22 protein-coding genes are annotated in these 20,119 nt (G+C 62.9%); 2 read left to right on the top strand and 20 right to left on the bottom strand.

All coding sequences use genetic code 11. The annotated features are described in order from the left end of the window. The gene (locus ACFSM5_RS00980) at nt 1-891 is read right to left on the bottom strand and encodes a hypothetical protein (protein ID WP_379874215.1); all 891 of its coding nucleotides are present in this window, start codon (nt 889-891) and stop codon (nt 1-3) included. A gap of 227 nt (nt 892-1,118) precedes the next feature. On the opposite strand from ACFSM5_RS00980, the gene ACFSM5_RS00975 reads away from it, so the two are divergent. Next, nucleotides 1,119-2,828: a methyl-accepting chemotaxis protein gene (locus ACFSM5_RS00975; protein WP_379874212.1), complete on the top strand. Its 1,710-nt coding sequence runs from the start codon at nt 1,119-1,121 to the stop codon at nt 2,826-2,828. Between the two features lie 29 nt (nt 2,829-2,857). Here the strand turns inward: ACFSM5_RS00975 and ACFSM5_RS00970 are convergent, their stop codons facing one another. The 16 genes from ACFSM5_RS00970 to ACFSM5_RS00895 form a co-directional block, all read right to left on the bottom strand. After that, entirely contained in the window at nt 2,858-3,814 is a 957-nt protein-coding gene (locus ACFSM5_RS00970; RefSeq protein ID WP_379874209.1) for an alpha/beta hydrolase, read from the bottom strand. 91 nt (nt 3,815-3,905) lie between these two features. Next, on the bottom strand, nt 3,906-5,102 hold the full coding sequence (locus ACFSM5_RS00965) for a 4-hydroxybenzoate 3-monooxygenase (protein WP_379874206.1): 1,197 nt from the start codon (nt 5,100-5,102) through the stop codon (nt 3,906-3,908). A 355-nt stretch (nt 5,103-5,457) separates the two neighbouring features. Next, nucleotides 5,458-6,159 (bottom strand): ABC transporter ATP-binding protein, encoded by a 702-nt coding sequence (locus ACFSM5_RS00960; RefSeq protein ID WP_379874203.1) that lies wholly within the window; start codon nt 6,157-6,159, stop codon nt 5,458-5,460. After that, a complete protein-coding gene (locus ACFSM5_RS00955) occupies nt 6,152-6,901 on the bottom strand; it encodes an ABC transporter ATP-binding protein (protein ID WP_379874199.1) in 750 nt (249 codons plus the stop codon). Before ACFSM5_RS00955 ends, ACFSM5_RS00960 begins: the two co-directional genes overlap by 8 nt. After that, on the bottom strand, nt 6,898-7,914 hold the full coding sequence (locus ACFSM5_RS00950; protein WP_379874196.1) for a branched-chain amino acid ABC transporter permease: 1,017 nt from the start codon (nt 7,912-7,914) through the stop codon (nt 6,898-6,900). Before ACFSM5_RS00950 ends, ACFSM5_RS00955 begins: the two co-directional genes overlap by 4 nt. Next, the gene (locus tag ACFSM5_RS00945) at nt 7,911-8,771 is read right to left on the bottom strand and encodes a branched-chain amino acid ABC transporter permease (protein ID WP_379874193.1); all 861 of its coding nucleotides are present in this window, start codon (nt 8,769-8,771) and stop codon (nt 7,911-7,913) included. The genes ACFSM5_RS00950 and ACFSM5_RS00945 overlap by 4 nt, the downstream gene beginning before the upstream one ends. A 157-nt stretch (nt 8,772-8,928) precedes the next feature. Further along, entirely contained in the window at nt 8,929-10,089 is a 1,161-nt protein-coding gene (locus ACFSM5_RS00940; RefSeq protein ID WP_379874190.1) for an ABC transporter substrate-binding protein, read from the bottom strand. A gap of 147 nt (nt 10,090-10,236) precedes the next feature. Continuing rightward, complete coding sequence (locus ACFSM5_RS00935) at nt 10,237-11,097, bottom strand: helix-turn-helix domain-containing protein (RefSeq protein WP_379874187.1); 861 nt, start codon at nt 11,095-11,097, stop codon at nt 10,237-10,239. Between the two features lie 2 nt (nt 11,098-11,099). Continuing rightward, complete coding sequence (gene pcaC, locus ACFSM5_RS00930; protein WP_379874184.1) at nt 11,100-11,492, bottom strand: 4-carboxymuconolactone decarboxylase; 393 nt, start codon at nt 11,490-11,492, stop codon at nt 11,100-11,102. Beyond that, entirely contained in the window at nt 11,493-12,275 is a 783-nt protein-coding gene (gene pcaD / locus ACFSM5_RS00925; protein WP_379874181.1) for a 3-oxoadipate enol-lactonase, read from the bottom strand. Continuing rightward, nucleotides 12,268-13,581: a 3-carboxy-cis,cis-muconate cycloisomerase gene (gene pcaB, locus ACFSM5_RS00920; RefSeq protein ID WP_379874178.1), complete on the bottom strand. Its 1,314-nt coding sequence runs from the start codon at nt 13,579-13,581 to the stop codon at nt 12,268-12,270. Before pcaB ends, pcaD begins: the two co-directional genes overlap by 8 nt. Beyond that, nucleotides 13,578-14,141, bottom strand: a complete 564-nt coding sequence (gene pcaG, locus ACFSM5_RS00915; RefSeq protein ID WP_379874176.1) for a protocatechuate 3,4-dioxygenase subunit alpha — start codon at nt 14,139-14,141, stop codon at nt 13,578-13,580. The genes pcaB and pcaG overlap by 4 nt, the downstream gene beginning before the upstream one ends. A 6-nt stretch (nt 14,142-14,147) precedes the next feature. Then, on the bottom strand, nt 14,148-14,843 hold the full coding sequence (pcaH, locus tag ACFSM5_RS00910) for a protocatechuate 3,4-dioxygenase subunit beta (protein WP_379874173.1): 696 nt from the start codon (nt 14,841-14,843) through the stop codon (nt 14,148-14,150). Between the two features lie 52 nt (nt 14,844-14,895). After that, nucleotides 14,896-16,098, bottom strand: coding sequence for a 3-oxoadipyl-CoA thiolase (gene pcaF / locus ACFSM5_RS00905; RefSeq protein WP_379874170.1), 1,203 nt, complete (start codon nt 16,096-16,098; stop codon nt 14,896-14,898). Continuing rightward, entirely contained in the window at nt 16,095-16,889 is a 795-nt protein-coding gene (locus ACFSM5_RS00900; RefSeq protein WP_465261222.1) for a CoA-transferase subunit beta, read from the bottom strand. Before ACFSM5_RS00900 ends, pcaF begins: the two co-directional genes overlap by 4 nt. Nucleotides 16,890-16,892: 3 nt before the next feature. Beyond that, a complete protein-coding gene (locus ACFSM5_RS00895) occupies nt 16,893-17,741 on the bottom strand; it encodes a CoA transferase subunit A (RefSeq protein ID WP_379874167.1) in 849 nt (282 codons plus the stop codon). 166 nt (nt 17,742-17,907) lie between these two features. Between ACFSM5_RS00895 and ACFSM5_RS00890 the strand changes: the two genes are divergently transcribed. Continuing rightward, nucleotides 17,908-18,678: an IclR family transcriptional regulator domain-containing protein gene (locus tag ACFSM5_RS00890; RefSeq protein WP_379874164.1), complete on the top strand. Its 771-nt coding sequence runs from the start codon at nt 17,908-17,910 to the stop codon at nt 18,676-18,678. On the opposite strand, the gene ACFSM5_RS00885 is transcribed toward ACFSM5_RS00890, so the two are convergent. The 3 genes from ACFSM5_RS00885 to ACFSM5_RS00875 are packed head-to-tail and all read right to left on the bottom strand — an operon-like array spanning nt 18,675 to nt 20,117. Next, nucleotides 18,675-19,058: a DUF7831 domain-containing protein gene (locus ACFSM5_RS00885; RefSeq protein WP_379874161.1), complete on the bottom strand. Its 384-nt coding sequence runs from the start codon at nt 19,056-19,058 to the stop codon at nt 18,675-18,677. The two genes, ACFSM5_RS00890 and ACFSM5_RS00885, sit on opposite strands and share 4 nt — an antisense overlap. Before the next feature lie 22 nt (nt 19,059-19,080). Then, entirely contained in the window at nt 19,081-19,548 is a 468-nt protein-coding gene (locus ACFSM5_RS00880; RefSeq protein WP_379874158.1) for a DUF2310 family Zn-ribbon-containing protein, read from the bottom strand. A 53-nt stretch (nt 19,549-19,601) separates the two neighbouring features. Further along, the gene (locus ACFSM5_RS00875; protein ID WP_379874155.1) at nt 19,602-20,117 is read right to left on the bottom strand and encodes an RNA polymerase sigma factor; all 516 of its coding nucleotides are present in this window, start codon (nt 20,115-20,117) and stop codon (nt 19,602-19,604) included. Between the last annotated feature and the right edge of the window lie 2 nt (nt 20,118-20,119).

The following is a 20,119-nucleotide window of genomic DNA, read 5'->3' as shown; positions in this document are numbered from 1 at the left end:
TCAGTAGCTGAAGCGCCCCAGGAAATGCTGAGCCCTGTTCCTGATATTGGGAGCATCGAGGGCGGTCGGAAAGATCCTCGTTGCGGGTTCGAATAGGCAAAGATCCTTGCGTAACCAGGTCAGTTCGAGCAAGCGGGGCAGGGGGACGCCGCCGTGAACTTCAAAGGGCGAGGCATTATTGGCATGGACATGGACGACATAATGGGTCCTCGCCAGTTTTTGCAGACTGGCCTTGGCCTTGGCGAACCAAGCGGGATCGGTCAGCTTATGAAAGCGATGGAATTCGCCGATGATCATGTCGAATTTGCCAAGAAACGCCTGATCCATCTCAGAAAATACGTCCCACTCGGCGGACTCGATATCCATCTTCAGGATGAGATCGTTCAAGGCGCCATGGCCGTTGCCAGAAATCGCCTCCTCAAGGGAGATCATCTGCGGTTGACGGGTGCGGCTGCCGCAGATGCCCTTCTTTTCCCAATTGAAATGCTTATGCCGGGCGGGGAGCTTCTCGATGGTGTGATCGTATTGGAAAAGTCGATACCCGCGCTTGGCCATCTCCATGTCCCAAGAGACATCGCGATTGATCCCGAGGGAGTACGCGATCTTCGATACCGTATCGTGCACTGGCTGCACGTAGCCACCGTCGAACTCATTGCCGATCCGCTCGAAGCTTTTGCCAACGGGATCCATGGGGCGAATGAGAGATAGAAGCTCAAGCGCCAGAGAACTGACGGTGGGGTCGTTGCTCTGCTGTAGTTCCTTGGCGCTTTTTTTCTTGGTGTAGGGAAAAAGCTTCTGGAGAAGGGAGGACAGCGCGGATTTTCTGGACGGCATTGGGGGGGCTCGCTGGTGACGGATCGGCACGATAACAAAGCCCCTGGGCAGAGACATCCCCCAACCTTGAGGCTGCGCGTAAATATACTGTCGGAATTGTCAGGTGGCACGGAAATGGCGACTGATAGACTAGTCGCTTAGGCCAGTGGTTTAGGCGTCGCGCCGACTACATCTTTCAGTAGAATGGGCCGATACATAGACCCAGGCATGAGCCGCCGTTCCAAGGACGGTGACGATAGAGACGAATGTGCGTCTATCGTTCGAAATTGTGCGAGGGGCTGCAGATGATCAAGTTTCTGGACAAGCGGACTTACGACGATTCGATCGGTTTCAAGAAGTCCTTTGACGCGGCGATGATGTTCATCGAATTCGCGGTCGACGGAACGATCACCAGCGCCAATCCGAAGTTTCTGCAGGCCCTGGGCTATCGGCTGGACGAAGTCATCGGCCGTAACCGCAGCATGCTGCTGGCCCCTGAAGAGCGCGGCGGCGCCCAGGCTTTCTGGCAGCGCCTGAGCGGGGGTGAGCCCCAGTCCGCCCTGATCCGTCATGTGGGCAAAAATGGCGACAGCGTCTGGCTGCGCTCCGAGTTTGCCGCCATTCACTGCGGCGAAAGCAAGCTTGCGAAAGTCTCGATGTTCGCGACCAACGTCGATCAGATGGTAGAGCATGATGTCGAACTGGAAGGGCAGGTTGCCGCCATCAATCGTAGTCAGGCGGTGATCGAGTTCAGCCCGGCGGGTATCATCATCAAGGCGAACGAAAATTTCCTTGCCGCGACGGGCTATGCGCTGGAGGAGATCGTAGGTCAGCACCATTCGATGTTCGTCGATCCCGTTGAGCGCAGCAGCCGTGCCTACACGGGCTTCTGGCAGAGTTTGGCAAAAGGCGAGTTTCAGGCGGCCGAATACAAGCGGTTCGGTAAGGGCGGCAAGGAGATCTGGATCCAGGCGACCTATAATCCAGTTCTGGATCGCGACGGCTCGGTCGTGAAGATCGTCAAGTTCGCCACCGACATTACCGCCGCCAAGCTGCGCGCCCTCGATCAGGCCAGCCAGATCGACGCAATCCGCAAGAGTCAGGCGGTCATCGAATTCAATATGGATGGCACCGTCATCGATGCGAACGACAACTTCCTGGGCGCGCTCGGTTACTCGCTGAAGGAAATCGTGGGCGAGCATCATCGGATGTTCGTGCCGGTCGCCGATCGCGAATCGGCAGAATATCAGGAGTTCTGGGCGGCCCTGCGCCGGGGCGAATATCGTGTCGCCGAATATAAGCGTGTCGGCAAGGGCGGCCGCGAGGTCTGGATCCAAGCCTCCTACAATCCGATCCTCGATTTCAGCGGCCGTCCCTATAAGGTCGTCAAATATGCCGCCGATGTGACCCAGCAGGTCATGGCCCGCCAGCGCAACGAACAGGTCTGCGGGCTGATCGAAAGCGTCGCGACGGGTGCACAGCAGATGAATGCCTCGGTGCAGGAAATCGCTGTCTGCATGCAGAAATCCAAGGCCACGGCTGAGGTCGCCACGGCACGGGTCATGACCGCCGATCAGGCTGCCGAGCGCTTCACCCATGCGGCCCAGGCCATGGGCGGGATCGTCAATCTGATCGCCGGCATTGCCAATCAGATCAACCTTCTGGCGCTGAACGCGACGATTGAATCCTCGCGTGCTGGTGAGGCAGGTCGCGGCTTTGCTGTGGTCGCCAACGAAGTCAAACTGCTGGCCGCCCAGGCCAAGGATGCGACGACCAAAATCGGCGGGGAAATCGACGGGCTGCATGGTGTGCTGACCGATGTGGTCGGGTCGCTCAAGGGCATCCGCACCGCAATCAACAGCGTCGGCGAATATATGGTCTCAACCTCCGTGTCGGTCGAGCAGCAGAGCGCCGTCACCGCTGAAATGTCGTCCAGCATGAACCGGGCAGTGGAAATCCTGTCGCTGAACAGTGCGCGGACCGTGGTGCGCTCGCCCCGCGACTTGGTGAACTAGGGATACGCAGATAAACCCGGCGGAAGGGTTCAGCCCATCATCCGCCGGGTATCGCTGTCCCGCCAGGGAATCATGAAATCCGCCAGGATCGGTGGCAGGCTGGCTGAAATCGGCAGCGACGGCACATTGTAGCTCGCGAGATTGGCGTCCCGGTTTGTCGGCACCGTCCGCAAGATATGGTTCATCCCATGGACGACCGTCAGTTGCGCGTCACGCTGATGGGCAACAAGGCGGCGGGCATCGGTGATGGAAACCTGAAGGTCGCGGTCGCCCTGAATGACCATCGTCGGCACTTTCACCCGCGCCAGTTCTGTTGCGGGATCTACGGCCAGCCAGGATCGCAGATAGGGCTGAACGCTTGGACGGAAAAGGGCATTCAGTTCCGGCGGCACGCTATCGACGGTCTGCCCGCGTTCCATCGCCGACAGGATGACACCTGCGGCCCGTACGAGTGCCATCTCAATACCCGTGGACACCAACTGGCTGCGGATGACTTCACCCGCCGGTCGCCCGGCCCCTGCCAGCAGGGCCAGCCCATCACAGGGAATGCGCTGGGCGGCGATGGTGGCGATCAAAGCTCCTTCGCTATGGCCGATCAGATAGACGCGGCCGACTTCGGTCTGTTCGCGCAGCGCCGTGAGCCACCGGATCGCATCGGCGACATAGGTTTCGAGACGGAGTTCCTGTTCACTGGGCGCCGCTTCCCGGCTGGCACCGACACCGCGTTTATCGATCCGTAGGGAGGCTATGCCTTGATGAGCCAACTCGTGGGCGAGCGCCTTAATGCAGCCGGTTTCGGTTCCAGGAATATTGCCGTCGCGGTCAACAGGACCGGAGCCAGGGAGGATCAAGGCGGCTGGTACTTTTCCGCTGCCGCCTCTTGGAACTGTGTAGGTTCCAAACAGGGGCGCAGGCACCGCGTTCAGACGCAGGATTTCCTCGGTAAATCCGCTCTCCAGATGATGCTCGCGGTTCTTTTCGTCCATGATCCGGCACTGTTATGTGCATCCTTGGACTGTAAAGATACGCTAGTATCGCCCTCTCTGGGAATAGGCTGCGTTAAGAAATAAACAATAATTATTCAGAAAGTGTTTCCTCGTACGGCAGGCCGACATAGTTTTCGGCAAGCCCGGTGGCCGCTGCCCGCGAGTTCACGACATAATCAAGCAAAGCAGATTGGCGTTTGCGCTCGAACATGCTGTCTTCCTGGAAGCAGTGCAGCAACGAGGTCATCCATCCGGAAAACTGCTGAGCTTTCCATATTCTTTTCAGGCATTGAGGTGAGTATTCATCAATTCCTTGTTGCGAAGCGCGGCCGTAGAAGGCTTGAAGCGCCTGGGAAAGCCGCCGCACGTCGGCAATCGCGAGGTTCATGCCTTTGGCGCCGGTCGGGGGGACGATGTGGGCCGCGTCGCCTGCCAGTAGCAGACGCCCATGGCGCATCGGCTCGGCCACGAAGGAGCGCATGGCCGTCACGCCCTTCTGAATGATCTTGCCTTCATTGAGCCGCCAGCCGTCCCGGGTTTCCAGGCGCCGGTGCAGTTCCTCCCAGATCCGATCATCGGGCCAGTTCGCCGGATCCTCGTCTGGCTCTACCTGCAGATACAGCCGAGTGATGGTGGGGGAGCGCATGCTGAAGAGGGCAAAACCGCGTTCGTGCTGGGCATAGACCAGTTCCTCGCCCGCCGGGGGCGCTTCGGCCAGGATGCCCAGCCAGGCAAAAGGATAGGTCTTTTCGTAACCAGTGATCGCGCCCTTTGGAAAAGCGTCGCGGGAGATACCGTGGAAGCCGTCGCAGCCTGCGATGAAGTCGCAGGTGATCTCGTGCTCTACGCCGTCTTTGCGGTAGATGACCCGCGGCGCATCGCTTTCGATATCCAGCAGAAGCACGTTCTCCACTTCAAAATGAAGGGGGCGGGAGGTTGCGAGGCGCGCGGCGATCATGTCCTTTACAATCTCGTGCTGGCCGTAGACGGTGACGTATTTGCCGGTCAGCGCCTGAAAATCGATCCGATGGCGCTGGCCTTGGAACAGCAGTTCGATCCCGTGATGGATCAGGCCTTCGCGCTGCATCCGGGCGCCGACGCCAGCCTCGATCAGAGTCTGGGCGCTGCCATGTTCGATCACACCGGCGCGGATACGATTTTCGACGTAAACGCGGTCGCGCGCCTCCAGGATGATGCTGTCGATCCCGACGTTATGCAGCAACTGCCCCAGCAACAGCCCCGCCGGACCTGCACCGATGATGGCAACTTGCGTGCGCGTTTTCGCCATGGCTGCTTCCTCTTTTTCGGAAGGGCAGGATACGCTTCGGGCGGGGCAGGCTGAATGGACGGTTGAAGGGGGGAGTTGGACTTTTGGGATAAACTCCTCGCCACTCTGCCTGAGTTAAAAAGGAAAGGCTCCCGGAAGAGATCCCCCGATCAAGTCGGGGGATGACGACAGAATACAAAAGCCAGGAGATCCCCCGATCAAGTCGGGGCATGACGGCTTTTTGATTGGCTTTAGAAGCGAAAGCCAAATGGGCGAGATGCTAGGCGCCTGCGCGCGCAAGACCGGAGCGTACGTCTGTACGTGAGGATCTGAGCACACAGGCAACGACGCAGATCGCTCGTTTGGGTGAGCGCCCCTAAGCGGCCTGACCGACGCCGACCCAACGCTCCAGCGGCGCGGGATCGGCCAGGAGATCGGCGCTTTTGCCCTCATGCACCACCTGTCCGCGCTCCAGGATGATCGCGCGGTCGGTGATGGGGAGGATCTGGCGGGCGTGCTGATCGACCAGAATGACGCTCATGCCCTCGCCCTGGGTCATCTTGGAAATCGCGGCCAGCAGATCCTGGACGATGATCGGGGCCAGCCCCTCCAGTGGTTCATCCAGCAGCAGCAGGCGCGGATTAGTCATCATCGCCCGCGCCATGGCCAGCATCTGCTGCTCGCCGCCGGACAGTTGCTTGCCCATGTTGGCGCGGCGCTCGGCAAGACGGGGGAACATCTCATAGGCCTGTTTCAGCCCGAAGGGGCCGGGGCGGGCGACGGCGGTCATATTCTCCTCGACGGTCAGCGAGGGGAAGATGTCGCGTTCCTGGGGAACCCAGCCGATCCCCAGCTGAGCGCGGCGGTGGCTGGGCAGGGCGGTGATGTCCTGGCCATCGAAATGGAGACTGCCCGCAAAGCGTCGCGTCGCCCCGACCAGCGAGGTGATCAGCGTCGTCTTGCCCATGCCGTTGCGGCCCAGCAGGGCCAGCGATTGACCCGCCGCCAGGGTAAAGCCGATCTCCTGCAGCACTACGGCATCCTTGTAGCCCGCCGTCAGGCCCTTGACCTCAAGCATGGGCGGATTCTCCCAGATAGACCTCACGCACCTTGGGGTCGCGGGCGACTTCCTCCGGTGTGCCATCCACCAGGATCGCGCCGGAAACCAGCACGGAGATGCGGTCGGTGAAGCGGAAGACAAGTTCCATGTCATGCTCGATCAACAGGATGGTGACGTCGCTGGGCAGGCGGGCAATGGTGTCGAACAGCTCGCGGCTATCCTGGCGCGGCACGCCCGCCGCCGGTTCGTCCAGCAACAGCACACGCGGCTTCAGAGCCAGGGCCAGGGCGATCTCCAGCAGGCGCTGCTTGCCATAGGGGAGGGAGCGGGTCTCGATGGCTGCCACATCGAGCAAGCCCAGGCTTTCCAGCAACTCGGCCCCTTCATCGATCAGCTTGTGGTGCGCTGCGACCGGCTTCCACCAGCGGGCGGCGACGCCTTCGCGCTCGGCCAGGGCCAGACAGACCGATTCCAGGGCGGTCAGGCGGGCGAAAAGCTGATTGATCTGAAACGTGCGCACCAGCCCGCGTTTGACGCGTTTATTCTGGGGCAGGCGGGTGACATCTTCGCCGTCCAGCAGGATGCGCCCCTCGGTCGGGGTCAGGAACCCGGTCAGCAGGTTGATCAGCGTCGTCTTGCCTGCGCCATTGGGGCCGATGATGGCATGGCGGGCGCCGGGGCGGACGGATAGGCTGACGTTATCGGTGGCCAGGAACCCGCCGAAGGTACGGACAAGCCCATGAGTCTCAAGCGCGTTCATCGGCGGCGCTCCATCACTTGCTTGCCAAGGCCCAACAGGCCGCCACGCGCGAACAGCATCAGGATCACGAACATGCCGCCGATCCAGAACTGCCAATATTCCGGCGTCAGGTCGGACAGCAGGCGGTTGGCGACCATCAGAACCACGGCGCCGATCAAGCCGCCATAGAGATAACCGCTGCCCCCCAGGACCACCATCAGCAGCACCTCCGCCGATCGGTTGAAGGCCAGCACATCCAGGGAAACGAACTGTGTCGTCTGGGCCAGCAGCGCGCCCGCAATCCCGGCATAGGCGGCGGACACGGTATAGACGACGATCAGGCGGCGCTTGACCGGCGATCCGATGGCCAGCAGGCGGGTCGGATTATCGCGCAGTCCCCTTAACGTCAGGCCCAATGGCGCCTGGATCAGGCGGCGGGCCAGGAACATCAGGATCGCCAGCACGGCAAGGCTATAGGCATAGGCGACGGTGCCGAAGATATCGAACTCCCAGATGCCGAAGATCGGAGCGATGACCACCTCTGTCAGCCCGTCCGAGCCGCCGGTCAGCCAGGTCATCTTGTTCGCCATCTCATGCAGCACGGCAGCGACCCCGACCGTCACCATAATGCGGGTAAGGTCGGTGCCGCGCAGGACGAGGAAGCTGGTGGCAGTCCCCACGGCGCCCGCCAGCAGGCCCGACAGCAACAACCCGCTGATGGGCTCGTGCCAGCCATGTTTGCCCAGAAGACCAGCGGTATAGGCGCCCAAGCCGAAGAAGGCGGCATGGCCCAGACTGACGATCCCGGCAAACCCCAGGATCAGATCGAGCGAGACGGCGAAGAGGCCTGTGATGGCGATCTGGGACAGCAGCGGCATCTGGGTCGGGAAGAGGAAGAAGGCGGACAGCGCGATCACCCAGACCAACGCCTCCGGCCAGCGCGGGCGGGTGGCATTCAGGATATGGGCCTTGGGGTCGGTCGGATCGCTCATCGGCTTCAGACGCTTGAAGGGTAGGGAGAAGGCATCGCTCATCGCACCGTGACCCGTCCGAACAGGCCCTGGGGCCGCACGATCAGCACCACGACCATCACAAGATAGATCACGAAGGCCCCGATCTCATGGGCGTAATATTTCCCGGCGATATCGGCCACCCCCAGCAGCAGGGCCGCCGCCAGCGGTCCGGTCACGCTGCCCGTGCCGCCGACAGCGACCACGATCAGGAAATAGACCATATATTTGAAGGGAAAGCCTGGATCGAGGCCCAGGGTATTGATTGCCAGCGCCCCACCCAAACCGGCTAGCCCGGACCCGAGCGCAAAGGTGAAGGCAAAGATCCGGTCGACTGGAATGCCGAGGCCACGCGCGGCCCGGGGGTTATCGACGGCGGCCCGCAGCTGGCTGCCAAAGCGGGTGCGCTTCAACCCATATTGCAGGCCAAGGGCGATCAGAACCCCGATGGAGATCAGAAAGATCTGCGAGGTGCCGATGTCGGCGCCCGCGAAGGAGAAGCGCTGCCGCAGGAAGTCGGGCAGGGTGATGATCTGCTGCTGCGATCCCATCATGAAATGGGCGGTCGCCACGGCCATGAAGGTGAGGCCGATGGAGAACAGCACCTGATCGAGGTGCGGCGCGGCATAGAGGCGGCGATAGAGGGTTCGCTCCAGAACCACTCCGGCGACGGACGCAACCAGGAACGCTACCGGCAGGCACAGAAGGAACGGCACGCCCAGCTTCAGCATCAGGGCCGAGGCGACATAACCGCCCAGCATCGCGAAGGCGCCATGGGCAAGATTGATGAAATTCATCAGCCCCATGGTGACCGACAGGCCAACCGCCATCACGAAGAAGAGGCTGCCGGCAGCAATGCCGTCGACGAGCACGGTGAGCATGGGGTTCCTCTATAAAGTTGCTACGTCATCCCGGTGCTCGACACCGGGATCTCCTCCGGGCGTGTTTCCACGCTATCCCGGCAGAATTGGACGATCTCCCGGAGGGGATCCCGGGATCAAGTCCCGGGATGACGCGTGAAGGTGCGGGGAAACCGCCTTACTTCGCAGGATCCTTGAAGTTTTCGACCTTGTCGAACTCGACGTTCCAGAGGGCGCCGTCGACCCGTTCCACCTTGCGGATATAGACATTCTGGGTGATGTCGCGAGTTTCGGGATCGATGGAGACGGGGCCGCGCGGGCTGACCCAGCTCATGCCTTTGGCAGCGGTCATGAAGGTGTCGACATCGGCCTTGCCGCCGGTCTTCTCCAGCGTCTTATAGATCAACTGCATGCCGTCATAGCCGCCAACGGCCATGAAGTTCGGGCGCATCTTCGGCTCGATCTTGGCGAAGGCTTCCTTGAAAGCCTTGTTTTCCGGGCTGTCGTGGGCGGCCGAATAATGGTGCGAGGTGATGGTACCCAGCACCCAGTCGCCCATGTTGTTGATGACTTCGTCATCGGTGACGTCACCGGGGCCGATCAGCTTGATCCCTGCCTGCGGCAGGCCGCGGTCCGTGAACTGCTTCAGGAAGGAGGCGGTTTCACCCGAGGGGATGAAGGCGAAGACAGCATCCGGCTTCAGATCCTTGGCCTTCTGCAGGAACGGCGCATAGTCTGGGTTCTGCAGGGGCACGCGCACCTTGTCGACAATCTCATTGCCTGCATCGGTGAAGGCCTTGCCGAAGGCGCCTTCGGCATCGATGCCGGGACCATAGTCGGTCGCGAGGCTGAAGACTTTCTTGATGCCGTTCTTCGACGCCCAACCGGCCAGCGGCACGACGGCCTGGGGTAGGGCGAAGGAGGTGCGCAGGATATAGGGCGACTTGGTGGTGACCGAGGAGGTGGCGGCGGCCATCACGACCATCGGCTTCTTGGCCTGGGTCGCGACCAGGGCTCCGGCAAAGGCGGGCGGGGTCAGGCCGAAGCCAGCCAGGATATCGACCTTGTCGTTGATGGCGAGGTCGGTTGCCAGCTGCTTGGTCTTTTCCGGGGCGACGCCGGTATCGTCCTTGACGATGATCTCGATCTTCTTGCCCGCGACCTTGTCGCCATGCTGGGCGATATAGGCCCGGGCGCCGGTCTCGACTTCCTTACCGATGGAGGTGAAGGGGCCGGTCAGCGGCAGAATCAGGCCGATCTTGATAACTTCCTGGGCGCTGGCGGTACCGGCACTAATGGCCAGGAAGCTGGCGGCGCAAAGCAAACGCACTGCAGACATCTTGTGCATCAATATTCCTCCCAGTTTGTATCGGCCTAGCTGCCGTTTAGCAGACGGTTTGACCGATTTGTTTATTGATTACAACTCTACTCGCGCGACCATTATTCGCCAAACGAACAGCCGTCCGCATATCGAACAAAACGTTCGTCAGGCGCCCTGTCGGCGCTGTTTTCGCCAGAGACCTGGCGCACATCCGGCCTGCTTCTGGAAAAAGCGGGAAAAATAGGCGGGGTCTTCGAAGCCGCAGGCGATGCCCACATCGGCAATGCTGGCATCGGTATAGAGGAGCTGGCGTTTAGCCTCGGCCAAGCGATGGCGCTGGATCACCTCCAGCGGGCTGAGCCCGGCAACGTGACGGCAGAGGGCAGTGAGCCGCGCCTCCGTCAGCTTGAGGCGCGCGGCATAGAAGCCGATGGCGATGTTGTGGGCGGCATGCTGCTGTACCAGGGACAGATAGGCTCGGTAGAGCCTTTCTTCGGCCGATCCTTCGGAGGTTTCCGCCGGATGCAGGCGCACGACCTCCGCCCACAACCCCAGGATATGCCCGGCGATGGCGAGCGTGCGGGCCGGGCGGTCGCTGGCAATCTCTGCCGCCAGCCGCTCGAATCCTTCCGTCAGTGCCTGGGCATCGGGCAGAACCAGGGCGCGGTCCAGCAGCGTTTCGATTTCTCCGGTCAGTTTCACGCCCGCCAGATCGCGCACAAAATCCTCGGCCAGGGTCAGCACATGACCGTCGGTGCCGGGATCGAACAGGAACCCATGGACAAGAGCGGGCGGCAGCAGGATCAGACAGGGCGCATCGAAGCGGATCAGCCGCTCATCGCAGGCAAGCGTACCGCCGCCCGCCGTCACCAGCATCATATGGCGCAGGTCGGCATGGCGATGGGGTTCGATCCGCCAGCCATGCGGCGCAGCGCGGTCGGGGATCGTCTCGTGGTGGACGAAGTCACCCTCGGCAGGCGAAGCCGGCTCGCCATAAAGGCTGTAGCGCGGGATCGCCGGGCGCATCTCTATTCCCCTGCCGGTGGTTGCCGCGCGGCGAGGATTTCCTCGATCGCGTGAAAACCGGTATTAGCGGCCGGGACCCCGGCATAGACCGCGACCTGGAGCAGCAGTTCCTTCAGATCCTCAATCCCCATGCCGCCATCCAGGGCGGCGCGCACATGCAGGCGGAACTCCTCCCACCGGCCCATGGAGGCGGTGATCGCCAGGACCAGCAGGCGGCGGGTGCGATGATCGAAGCCGGGCCGGGTCCAGATCTCGCCCCAGGCATAGCGCGTGATCAGATCCTGAAACTCGCGGTTCAGGTCATTGATCTTGGACAGAGATTTATCGACATGGGCATCGCCGAGGATCTTGCGGCGCACCTGCATTCCGGCGTCGTAGCGTTCCTTCTCGTCCAACTAGGCCTCCAACGCGGCAAGGATGGCGGTGGCGAGTGCATCCGGCACTTCCACATGGGCGAAATGAGAGGTCTTGAGCACGGTCAGCCTGGCATCGGGAATGGCGGCGGCTATGGCTTCGCCCATGGCAGGCGGTGTTGCCGGATCGGCATCGCCGACGATCACGCTTGTCCGGGCCTTGATGTGACCCAGCAGGGGGCGAAGATCCATGTCGCGGATGGCAGCGCAGCAGCCGCTGTAGCCATCGGGGTTCTGGCGTCCGACCATGGCCTGGACGGCGGCGACAGTCTCTGGTGCCTTGGCGATGAAGCCCTCCGTGAACCAGCGGCCGGGTAGGCCGGGCAGGATCGCGGCCATGCCCTCCTTCTGCACTGTGGCGATGCGCTGCGCCCAGGGGGTCGGATCGCCGTAGTAGGCGGTGGTGCAGACCGGAATGAAATGGACAATCCGCGTCGGCACGCTGCCCGCCAGCCATTGGCCGATCATCCCGCCAAGCGACACGCCGCAATAGGCGACCCGCACCAACTGCAGCGCATTGATCAGCGCCAAGGCATCGCGGCCCAGACGCTCGATGGCATAATCCCCCGCCGGACTGTCGGAGGCACCATGGCCGCGGGTATCGAACCGCAGCGTCCGCACCTTGCCCTTCAGCAACGGCAGCACGGGATCCCATAGGGTATGATCCGTGCCGATGGGATTGCCGAGCATGAGCACCGGCGCGCCCTCCGGCCCATCCCAGCGATAAAAGATCCGGCAGCCGTCGTCGGTCGTAATCTCAGACATGGCGTTTCCTTGCGGCGAGCTGGTCGGCGACGAAGCGGGGCGCCGAGCCGAGATAGCGGCGGGGGGCGAACAGAGCATCGAGATCCAGGCCCGACGTCTCCGGCATCATCTCCAGGACCGAGCGTAACGACATGTTTTCGCTCAAAGATCGTTTGGCGGCAGTCTCCAGCGTCCGATGTGCCTCCGCTTTGCCGATCTTCTGCGCCAGGGCCAGGGAGACCGCTTCCGCCATGACGAGGCCGCCGGTCATCTCCAGATTGCCGACCATGCGGATGGTGTCGAAGCGACCATGGTCGGCCAGCGTCCTGGCCGCCTCCAGCGAGGCTGCGGCCAGGGCGAACAGATCCGGCAGCACCTCCCATTCGGCATGCCAGCCGCCGAGCGCCCGCTCGTGTTCCTGATCCATCGCGGCGATCAGGGTTGCGCTCAAGTTCGGGGCGCGGGCGTGGCAGGCGAGGATGCGGGCGCAGGAGACCGGATTGGCCTTATGGGGCATGGCGCTCGACCCACCCGCATCGCCTTCGAAGGCTTCTGCGATCTCGGTTTGAGCCATCAGGGCAAAATCCCGCGCCATCTTGGCTAGGGAGCCGATCAGAAGTGCCAGCAGGCTGCCCGCTTCGGCAATCCGGTCGCGGGTCCCGTGCCAGGGCAGGGGCGGGTTGGAGAGTTCAAGGTTGGCGGCCATGGCGTCGGCGACCGGCGGCCCCTTGTCACCAAGGGACGCCAGCGTTCCCGCGGCGCCTCCTAACTGGAGCGTCAGCAGGCGAGGGCGGGCGTCATCGAGACGCGCGGCATCCCGGTCGAGGGCGGCGAGCCAGCCCGCGATCTTAAGGCCCAGCGTCGTCGGCACCGCCTGTTGCAGCAGGGTGCGTCCGACCATCGGATCGCGCACGTGGCTATCGGCCAGCACCGCCAGCCGGTCGCGCAGCAGATGCAGTTCAGCTTCGATCAGATGCAGCGCCTCGGCCATCTGCAACACCAAGGCCGTGTCGATGATGTCCTGGCTGGTGGCGCCCCAATGGACGAAACGGGCAGCATCGGCGGGCAGCTTTTCCTGCAGCTGCTTCACAAGCGGGATCGCCAGATTGCCGCCGCGCATCAGTCCGGCGGTCAAAGCGGCGTGGTCGATGGCACTGGGGCCGAGTTTCGATATCTCCGCCGCCACCCCTGGCGGGATGACACCGCAGGCCTCCTGTGCCTTCGCCAGCGCCGCCTCTACCCGCAGCAGAGCCGCAAGCTGGGCGTCGGCGGCGAAGATCGCAGCCATGGCGCTGGTGGTGAAGAAGGGGGCGGCTAAGGTGCTCATAGCTCGAAGAAGACGGTTTCCTCTGGGCCTTGCAGGATGATGTCGAAACGATAGGCCGCCCCGTCCTTCCCTGCAATCAAGGTCGGGCGGCGTTCGGGCGGCACCAGGGAGAGCACGGGATCGCTGGCATTGGCGCTTTCACCCGCGAAATAGATCCGGGTGACGAGCCGCTTGAGGATCCCGCGCCCCATGACGCTGACGTTGATGTGCGGGGCCTGCCATTCGTTACCGCTATAGGGGACGGCACCGGGCTTGATGGTCTGGAAGGCGAAGCGGCCGTCGCCGTCCGTCTCGGTCCGGCCCCAGCCGTGGAAGGCGGGGTCGAGCGGCTTGTCCTGGGTATCTTCAGGATGGTGATAGCGACCGGCGGCATTGGCCTGCCAGATCTCGATCATCGCATCGATCACGGGCGCGCCGTCGCCATCGATGACACGGCCTTCGATGGTGATGCGCTCGCCCTGGGTGGCGTCACTCACCAGAGTCTCACCGCCCTTGACCGGCAGAGCATAGTGGAAGAAGGGACCGACGGTCGCCCAGGGGGTCTGAACCAGTTCCGTCATGAGCCTCTAGGCCTCCATCGGCGTGGCGTCGCGGCCGCGCAGCACGATATCGAAACGATAGCCGAGCGCCCATTCGGGCTTGGTGATGTCCAGGTCGAACTTCGCGACCATGCGCTGGGCCGCGACCGGGTCGGTCACCGTGTGAAAGATTGGATCATATTTGATCAGCGGATCGGCTTCGAAATACATCTGGGTGACGAGGCGCGTCACAAAGCTCGGCCCGAACAGCGAGAAATGGATATGCGCCGGGCGCCAGGCATTGGCGTGATTGCGCCAGGGATAGGCACCCGGCTTGATCGAGGTGAAGCTGTAGTTGCCGTTCTCGTCCGTCACCACCCGGCCCGAGCCGGTGAAGTTGGGGTCAAGCGGTGCGTCATGCTGGTCGCGGGCGTGGATATAGCGACCGGCGGCATTGCACTGCCAGATCTCCACCAGCGTATTGGGCACCGGGCGGCCATCCTCGTCCAGCACCCGGCCTGCGACGATGATGCGCTCGCCCTGGGGTTCGCCCGCATGCTGGCGGGTCAGGTCACCATCGACGGCCGCGATCTTGGTGTGGCCATAGACCGGTCCCGTCAGTTCGGAGATCGTGTTGGGCAGCAACACCAGCGGCTGGCTCGGCGCGCGCTTGACGGTCGATCCATAGGCAGGCGACAGCAGGTTCGGCTGGCTGCCGGGCTGTTCGCGCCGATAGGCATTCATGGCTTCCTCCTTTGGGCGGCCCCCGGTCTTGCTGCCGGGTGGCCGCAGTTTATCAAACCCGTTCGAGGGCCAGGGCGATCCCCTGCCCAACACCGATACACATGGTGGCAAGCGCGCGGCGCCCGCCGGTGACTTCCAGGCCCCGCATGGCGGTGCCGACAATCCGCGCGCCCGTCATGCCCAGCGGGTGACCCAGCGAGATGGCGCCGCCATGGGGATTGACCTGGGGGGCATCATCGGCGAGCCCGAGTTGACGCAGGCTCGCAAGTCCTTGAGAGGCAAAGGCTTCGTTCAGCTCGATCAGATCGAAATCACTGATCTTAAGGCCCAGGCGCGCCAGCAGCTTCTGCGTCGCAGGAACAGGACCGATCCCCATGATGCGCGGCGCCACACCGGCGGTGGCGAGGCCCAGCACGCGAGCGCGGGGCGTCAGGCCATGGGCCTTGGCGGCGGCCTCGGACGCCAGGATCAGGGCTGCGGCGCCGTCATTGATACCGGCCGCATTGCCTGCGGTGATGGTGCCTCCCGCCCGCACGATGGGTTTCAGCTTGGCCAGCCCGTCGAGCGTGGTGTCAGGCCGGGGATGTTCGTCGGCATTGACGACCGTCTCGCCCTTGCGCGATGCGATGGTGACAGGGACGATCTCGCCCGCGAAATAACCGGCCTCGATAGCCTTGCCCGCCTTTTGCTGGCTGCGCAGGGCGAAGGCATCCTGATCTTCGCGGCTGATCTTGAAGTCGTCGGCGACATTCTCGCCGGTTTCCGGCATGGAATCAGTGCCATAGGCCGCCTTCATCGCCGGATTGATAAAACGCCAGCCGATGGTGGTGTCATGAATATCGGCAGTGCGGGCAAAGGCGGTTTCCGCCTTGCCCATGACCAGCGGTGCACGGGTCATGCTTTCGACACCGCCCGCCAGCGCCAGCGCCATCTCGCCCGACCGGATCGCGCGGGCGGCGGTGCCGACGGCATCCATGCCCGATCCGCACAGGCGGTTCATCGTGGTGCCCGGAACGTCCTGGGGAATGCCCGCCAGCAGGCCCGCCATACGGGCGACATTGCGGTTATCTTCGCCCGCCTGATTGGCGCAGCCGAAGATAATCTCCTCGATCTCTGCCGGATCCAGTCCAGTATTGCGGGTGACCAGAGCCTTCAGGGCGATGGCAGCCAGATCGTCCGGCCGCACGCTCGCCAGACTGCCGCCGTAACGGCCGATGGGGGTGCGGGCATAGTCGCAGATGAAGACTTCGCTCATGCGGCCGCTCCAGCCCCGGAAGATCCGGAATGAGCGGCTTTGGTCCGGGCATGCAAGGCGCGCAAAACGTCCAACTCCTGATGTGTCGGTACCGGCGTTTCGGCCACATTGTCCGCAAAGCGGATGGGCCAGCCGGTTGCTTCACTAACCTGAGCGCGAGTGACACCCGGATGCAAGCTTACGACCGTCAGTTCGTTCGTTTCAGGGGCCGGTTCCAGGATCGCAAGATCGGTGAAAACCCGGCTTGGACCCTTGGTGGTGACCCCTAAGCGCTGGCGATGGTCGCCGCCCTCGCCAAAGCCAAGCGAGGTGACGAAATCGACCTTATCCACGAAGGCACGCGGGCTCTGCGCCATGATGATGAAGATCTCGCCGCATTGGGTCGCGATCTCCGGCGCGCCGCCACCGCCCGGCAGCCGGGTCTTGGGCGCGTCATAGGGGCCGATGACGGTCGTATTGATATTGGCGAACCTATCGAGCTGCGCGCCCCCTAAGAAGCCGACGGAGATACGCCCGCCCTGGAGCCAATAGCGGAACATCTCCGGCACCGACACGGTCGAGAGCGCGGTCTGGCAGAGTTCGGGGTCGCCGATGGACAGCGGCAGCACGTCCGGCTGGGTCGCGATGGTGCCGCTTTCATAGATCAGCGTCAGGCCGGGGGCATGGGTCAGGCGGGCGAGATTGCAGGCGGCGCTGGGCATGCCGATACCGACAAAAACCACATCCTCGTTGCGCAGGGCACGGGCGGCCACCACGGTCATCATTTCTGTCGGTGTGTAATTCATATCCATGGTTTAGGCCGCCTTCTTCGCATGGATCGCGAAGGCTTCCGGTCCTTTGTCGAGGACGTTTTCTTTCATCCAGGCGAGGAAGCTGCCGCGGTCGCGGGCGATGGCATCCCAGGTCTTGTAGAAGCCATTGTCGCGCCCGTAGTAGCCGTGGGCATAGGAGGGATAGGCTCCCCCCGGCACCAGGCTGATGGTGCCGATGGTCCAGTGCGGCAGGATCACCGAATTGGGGCTGCCTGCCTGCAAGTCATCCACCACTTCCTCGACCGTCACGAGGCTGCGTTTGGAGGCCAGCACGACTTCCTTCTGCACGCCCACGATCCCTTCGATCAGCACATTGCCCTCGCGGTCCGCGCGCTGGGCATGGACGATGCCGACATCGGGCCGATGGGCGGGAACGGCGGACAGAACTTCGCCGGTGAAGGGGCAGGTGACCTCGCGGATATTCGGATTGACGCGCGGCAGTTCGGCCCCGCGATAGCCCCGGAAGACGGCCATCGGCAGACCGGCGGCACCGGCTTCATAGGCATTGGCCATGGCGGCGTGGCTATGTTCCTCGATCGCCAGCGGGCAGGGCCAAGAGGCCTGGATGGCCTCGCGCAGCCGATGCAGCGAGCCGACACCGGGATTGCCGCCCCAGGAGAAGACGGCCTTTTTCGCGCAGCCCATGCCGATCATCTGATCGTAGATCAGATCCGGCGTCATGCGGATGAGGGTCAGGTCGCGGCGACCCTGGCGGATGATCTCATGCCCAGCGGCGAAGGGAATCAGATGGGTGAAACCCTCCATCGCCACCGTATCGCCATCGCGCACAAGCGTGCTGATCGCCTCGGACAAAGCGAGGAAACGCGCCATTCCGGCAACCTCCCCAAAGGTGTTTTTTCCGATATCGTGAACCCGATATCGCTTTCCTCCGATCTTCGCCAAGCAGCCTCTTGCGTCAATCCGCGAGTTCGCATAGTGATCGTTTGTTCGGATCCCGCACAGAACCCGGACCAAAATGATCGCCCTGGGAGGCCGCATGACCAAGAAGGAAACCGGTGATTTCGTCGCCTCTTTCGCGCGGGGCCTGTCGGTCATCCGCAGCTTTGGCGCCGATCATCGTCGGCAGACATTGTCCGATGTGGCCGACCGCACCGGCCTGACGCGGGCCACCGCCCGCCGGTTCCTGATCACGCTCAGCGAACTCGGGCTGGCGCGCAGCGACGGCAAACATTTCGAGCTGACCCCGGCGGTGCTGGAGCTTGGGTACGCCTATCTCTCGTCGCTCGATGTCTGGGAGGCGGTGCAGCCGTCGCTGGATGCCGTGTCGCGCGATCTGGATGAAAGCTGCTCGGCGGCGGTGCTGGAGGAGGCGGAGATCGTCTATATTGCCCGTGCTGCCTCGCGCCATCGCATCCTGTCCATCGGACTGCGGGTCGGCACCCGGCTGCCCGCCCATGCAACCTCCATGGGGCAGGTGCTGCTGGCAGGGCTGGAGCCTGCCCATCTGGCGCGTTACCTGCGGGGCGTGACCCTGGCGGGCTATACCCCGCGCACCCTGACCCGCAAGGCCGATCTCGAAGCGCGATTGGAAAAGGTGCGGGCCGAGGGATTTGCGCTGTGCGATCAGGAGCTTGAGCACGGCCTGCTGTCGCTGGCGGTACCGGTGCGCAATCGCCGGGGCGCCGTGGTAGCCGCCATCAATGTCTCGACCCAATCCGGGCGGACTTCGGTCGATCAGGTGATGGCGAAGTTCCTACCGCGCCTCAAGACGGCGGCGGTCGAAGTGGCGCAGGCGGTCAGGGCTTAGAGCGCGGCCAATTCTTTCAGCCGCTTTTGCAGATGGGCCAGAATCCGCGGCGCCCGTTCGGATAACTGCGCCAAGCCGGTACCAAGGCCCGCCTCGGGACAGATGATTGTGCCGCCGTTTCGGGCGTGGGCAAATACCGGATCGAAATCCGCATCGACGATAGCGATGCAACGGTCGTAATCATCATCTGACCAGAAGGAAGTTTCCTTCAGGCGCGGCTCGATCTTGGTGGCAATCCCGACTGCGTTAGGTTCGCCCCGAAACTCAATCGCCTGACCGCCCATGCCTTTTCGCTGTTCATTATCCCCGAAAATATAAAGCTTATCGGGGTTGGCCTGAATGTCGGCGCGGGTGATGAACGTCTGGAATATCAGGGGCATGAGCTCGCGGTTTTCTCGCTCGTTACTCGATACCCTGCAACAAGCTCGCGAGGCTGGCGGGTTTGGTCGATAGCAGGCGGCAGGGGTCACACTTGAAGTCGATCAGGCGGAAAAAGCGATGGGGCAGGCGCCACTGGCGCCCGCAGGACGGGCAGGGGCGGTTGCCGTCGGCGGCTTTCGGATCGTCGAGCGCGATGGTCAGGTAATAGTAGGTCAGCTTGCCGGTCTTGCGTTCGATGGCGCTGCCAAGCTCCCGCCCCATCGCGGAAAGATCGCTTTCGACGCTAGAGGTCTGCTCGTACCCGAAATCGCGGTCCTTGCCGGTCATCACCAGCTTGTCGCAGGCCTTGTAGAGTTCTTCCCAACGGCGGAGATCGTCGGCGAGGTCGGGGCCAAGCTGGTCGATGGACTGCGGGGAGAAATCATCGCCGGAGCGTAAGGGGCTGTCTTCTTCGACGACGCCGGTGAACAGAATGAAGAAACTCGACAAGGTACCCTCGGAAACGCTCAGCTTTTGACAAGCTTAGCATGGGAATGGCCTCTCTAAGCCAGCAGATATTCCCGCGCCATGGTCCGGGCCCGGTGCAGGCGGCTTTTGACGCTTGCTGGAGTTTCCCCCAGGCGGACGGCAATTTCGGCGATCGACAGTTCCTCGAAGTCGCGTAACAGGATGACATCCCGATAATGGGCGGGCAGCGACTGCAGGGCGGCGGCGAGTTCCAGGCGCAGGCTATCGGCGGTCTGCCTGTCTGCCCAGCGGTCAACCGCCGCTTCATCGAAGGGATCATAGTTCAGCGCCTTGCGCCCCAGGCGGCGACATTCGCGCTGCACGACCTTGAACAGCCAGCCGGAGAAGGCGGCGAGCGAGCGCACAAAGGTCAGTTTGCGGGCCAGCACCAGCATTGCCTCCTGCACAGCGTCATCGACATCGCTGATCAGGCAATGGCGCAGGGCATAGCGCCGGATGTCCGGGCGGGCGACACGCAACAACGCGTCAAGCGCGTCGCGGTCGCCGCCGTGGGCGGCCAGCAGCAGGGGATCGTCTGCGGCCAGGGCCATGG

It is taken from the genome of Lacibacterium aquatile, assembly GCF_042683105.1.
GTDB classification, from domain to species: Bacteria; Pseudomonadota; Alphaproteobacteria; order Elsterales; family Elsteraceae; genus Lacibacterium; species Lacibacterium aquatile.
This window is presented reverse-complemented; position numbering and strand designations above follow the sequence as displayed.

What these genes read in the sequence shown, in the direction of transcription:
- ACFSM5_RS00980 (WP_379874215.1), bottom strand. Translation starts at nt 891, where the DNA reads ATGTCTCTGCCCAGGGGCTTTGTTATCGTGCCGATCCGTCACCAGCGA.
- ACFSM5_RS00975 (WP_379874212.1), top strand. Translation starts at nt 1,119, where the DNA reads ATGATCAAGTTTCTGGACAAGCGGACTTACGACGATTCGATCGGTTTC.
- ACFSM5_RS00970 (WP_379874209.1), bottom strand. Translation starts at nt 3,814, where the DNA reads ATGGACGAAAAGAACCGCGAGCATCATCTGGAGAGCGGATTTACCGAG.
- ACFSM5_RS00965 (WP_379874206.1), bottom strand. Translation starts at nt 5,102, where the DNA reads ATGGCGAAAACGCGCACGCAAGTTGCCATCATCGGTGCAGGTCCGGCG.
- ACFSM5_RS00960 (WP_379874203.1), bottom strand. Translation starts at nt 6,159, where the DNA reads ATGCTTGAGGTCAAGGGCCTGACGGCGGGCTACAAGGATGCCGTAGTG.
- ACFSM5_RS00955 (WP_379874199.1), bottom strand. Translation starts at nt 6,901, where the DNA reads ATGAACGCGCTTGAGACTCATGGGCTTGTCCGTACCTTCGGCGGGTTC.
- ACFSM5_RS00950 (WP_379874196.1), bottom strand. Translation starts at nt 7,914, where the DNA reads ATGAGCGATGCCTTCTCCCTACCCTTCAAGCGTCTGAAGCCGATGAGC.
- ACFSM5_RS00945 (WP_379874193.1), bottom strand. Translation starts at nt 8,771, where the DNA reads ATGCTCACCGTGCTCGTCGACGGCATTGCTGCCGGCAGCCTCTTCTTC.
- ACFSM5_RS00940 (WP_379874190.1), bottom strand. Translation starts at nt 10,089, where the DNA reads ATGTCTGCAGTGCGTTTGCTTTGCGCCGCCAGCTTCCTGGCCATTAGT.
- ACFSM5_RS00935 (WP_379874187.1), bottom strand. Translation starts at nt 11,097, where the DNA reads ATGCGCCCGGCGATCCCGCGCTACAGCCTTTATGGCGAGCCGGCTTCG.
- pcaD (WP_379874181.1), bottom strand. Translation starts at nt 12,275, where the DNA reads ATGTCTGAGATTACGACCGACGACGGCTGCCGGATCTTTTATCGCTGG.
- pcaB (WP_379874178.1), bottom strand. Translation starts at nt 13,581, where the DNA reads ATGAGCACCTTAGCCGCCCCCTTCTTCACCACCAGCGCCATGGCTGCG.
- pcaG (WP_379874176.1), bottom strand. Translation starts at nt 14,141, where the DNA reads ATGACGGAACTGGTTCAGACCCCCTGGGCGACCGTCGGTCCCTTCTTC.
- pcaH (WP_379874173.1), bottom strand. Translation starts at nt 14,843, where the DNA reads ATGAATGCCTATCGGCGCGAACAGCCCGGCAGCCAGCCGAACCTGCTG.
- pcaF (WP_379874170.1), bottom strand. Translation starts at nt 16,098, where the DNA reads ATGAGCGAAGTCTTCATCTGCGACTATGCCCGCACCCCCATCGGCCGT.
- ACFSM5_RS00900 (WP_465261222.1), bottom strand. Translation starts at nt 16,889, where the DNA reads ATGGATATGAATTACACACCGACAGAAATGATGACCGTGGTGGCCGCC.
- ACFSM5_RS00895 (WP_379874167.1), bottom strand. Translation starts at nt 17,741, where the DNA reads ATGGCGCGTTTCCTCGCTTTGTCCGAGGCGATCAGCACGCTTGTGCGC.
- ACFSM5_RS00890 (WP_379874164.1), top strand. Translation starts at nt 17,908, where the DNA reads ATGACCAAGAAGGAAACCGGTGATTTCGTCGCCTCTTTCGCGCGGGGC.
- ACFSM5_RS00885 (WP_379874161.1), bottom strand. Translation starts at nt 19,058, where the DNA reads ATGCCCCTGATATTCCAGACGTTCATCACCCGCGCCGACATTCAGGCC.
- ACFSM5_RS00875 (WP_379874155.1), bottom strand. Translation starts at nt 20,117, where the DNA reads ATGGCCCTGGCCGCAGACGATCCCCTGCTGCTGGCCGCCCACGGCGGC.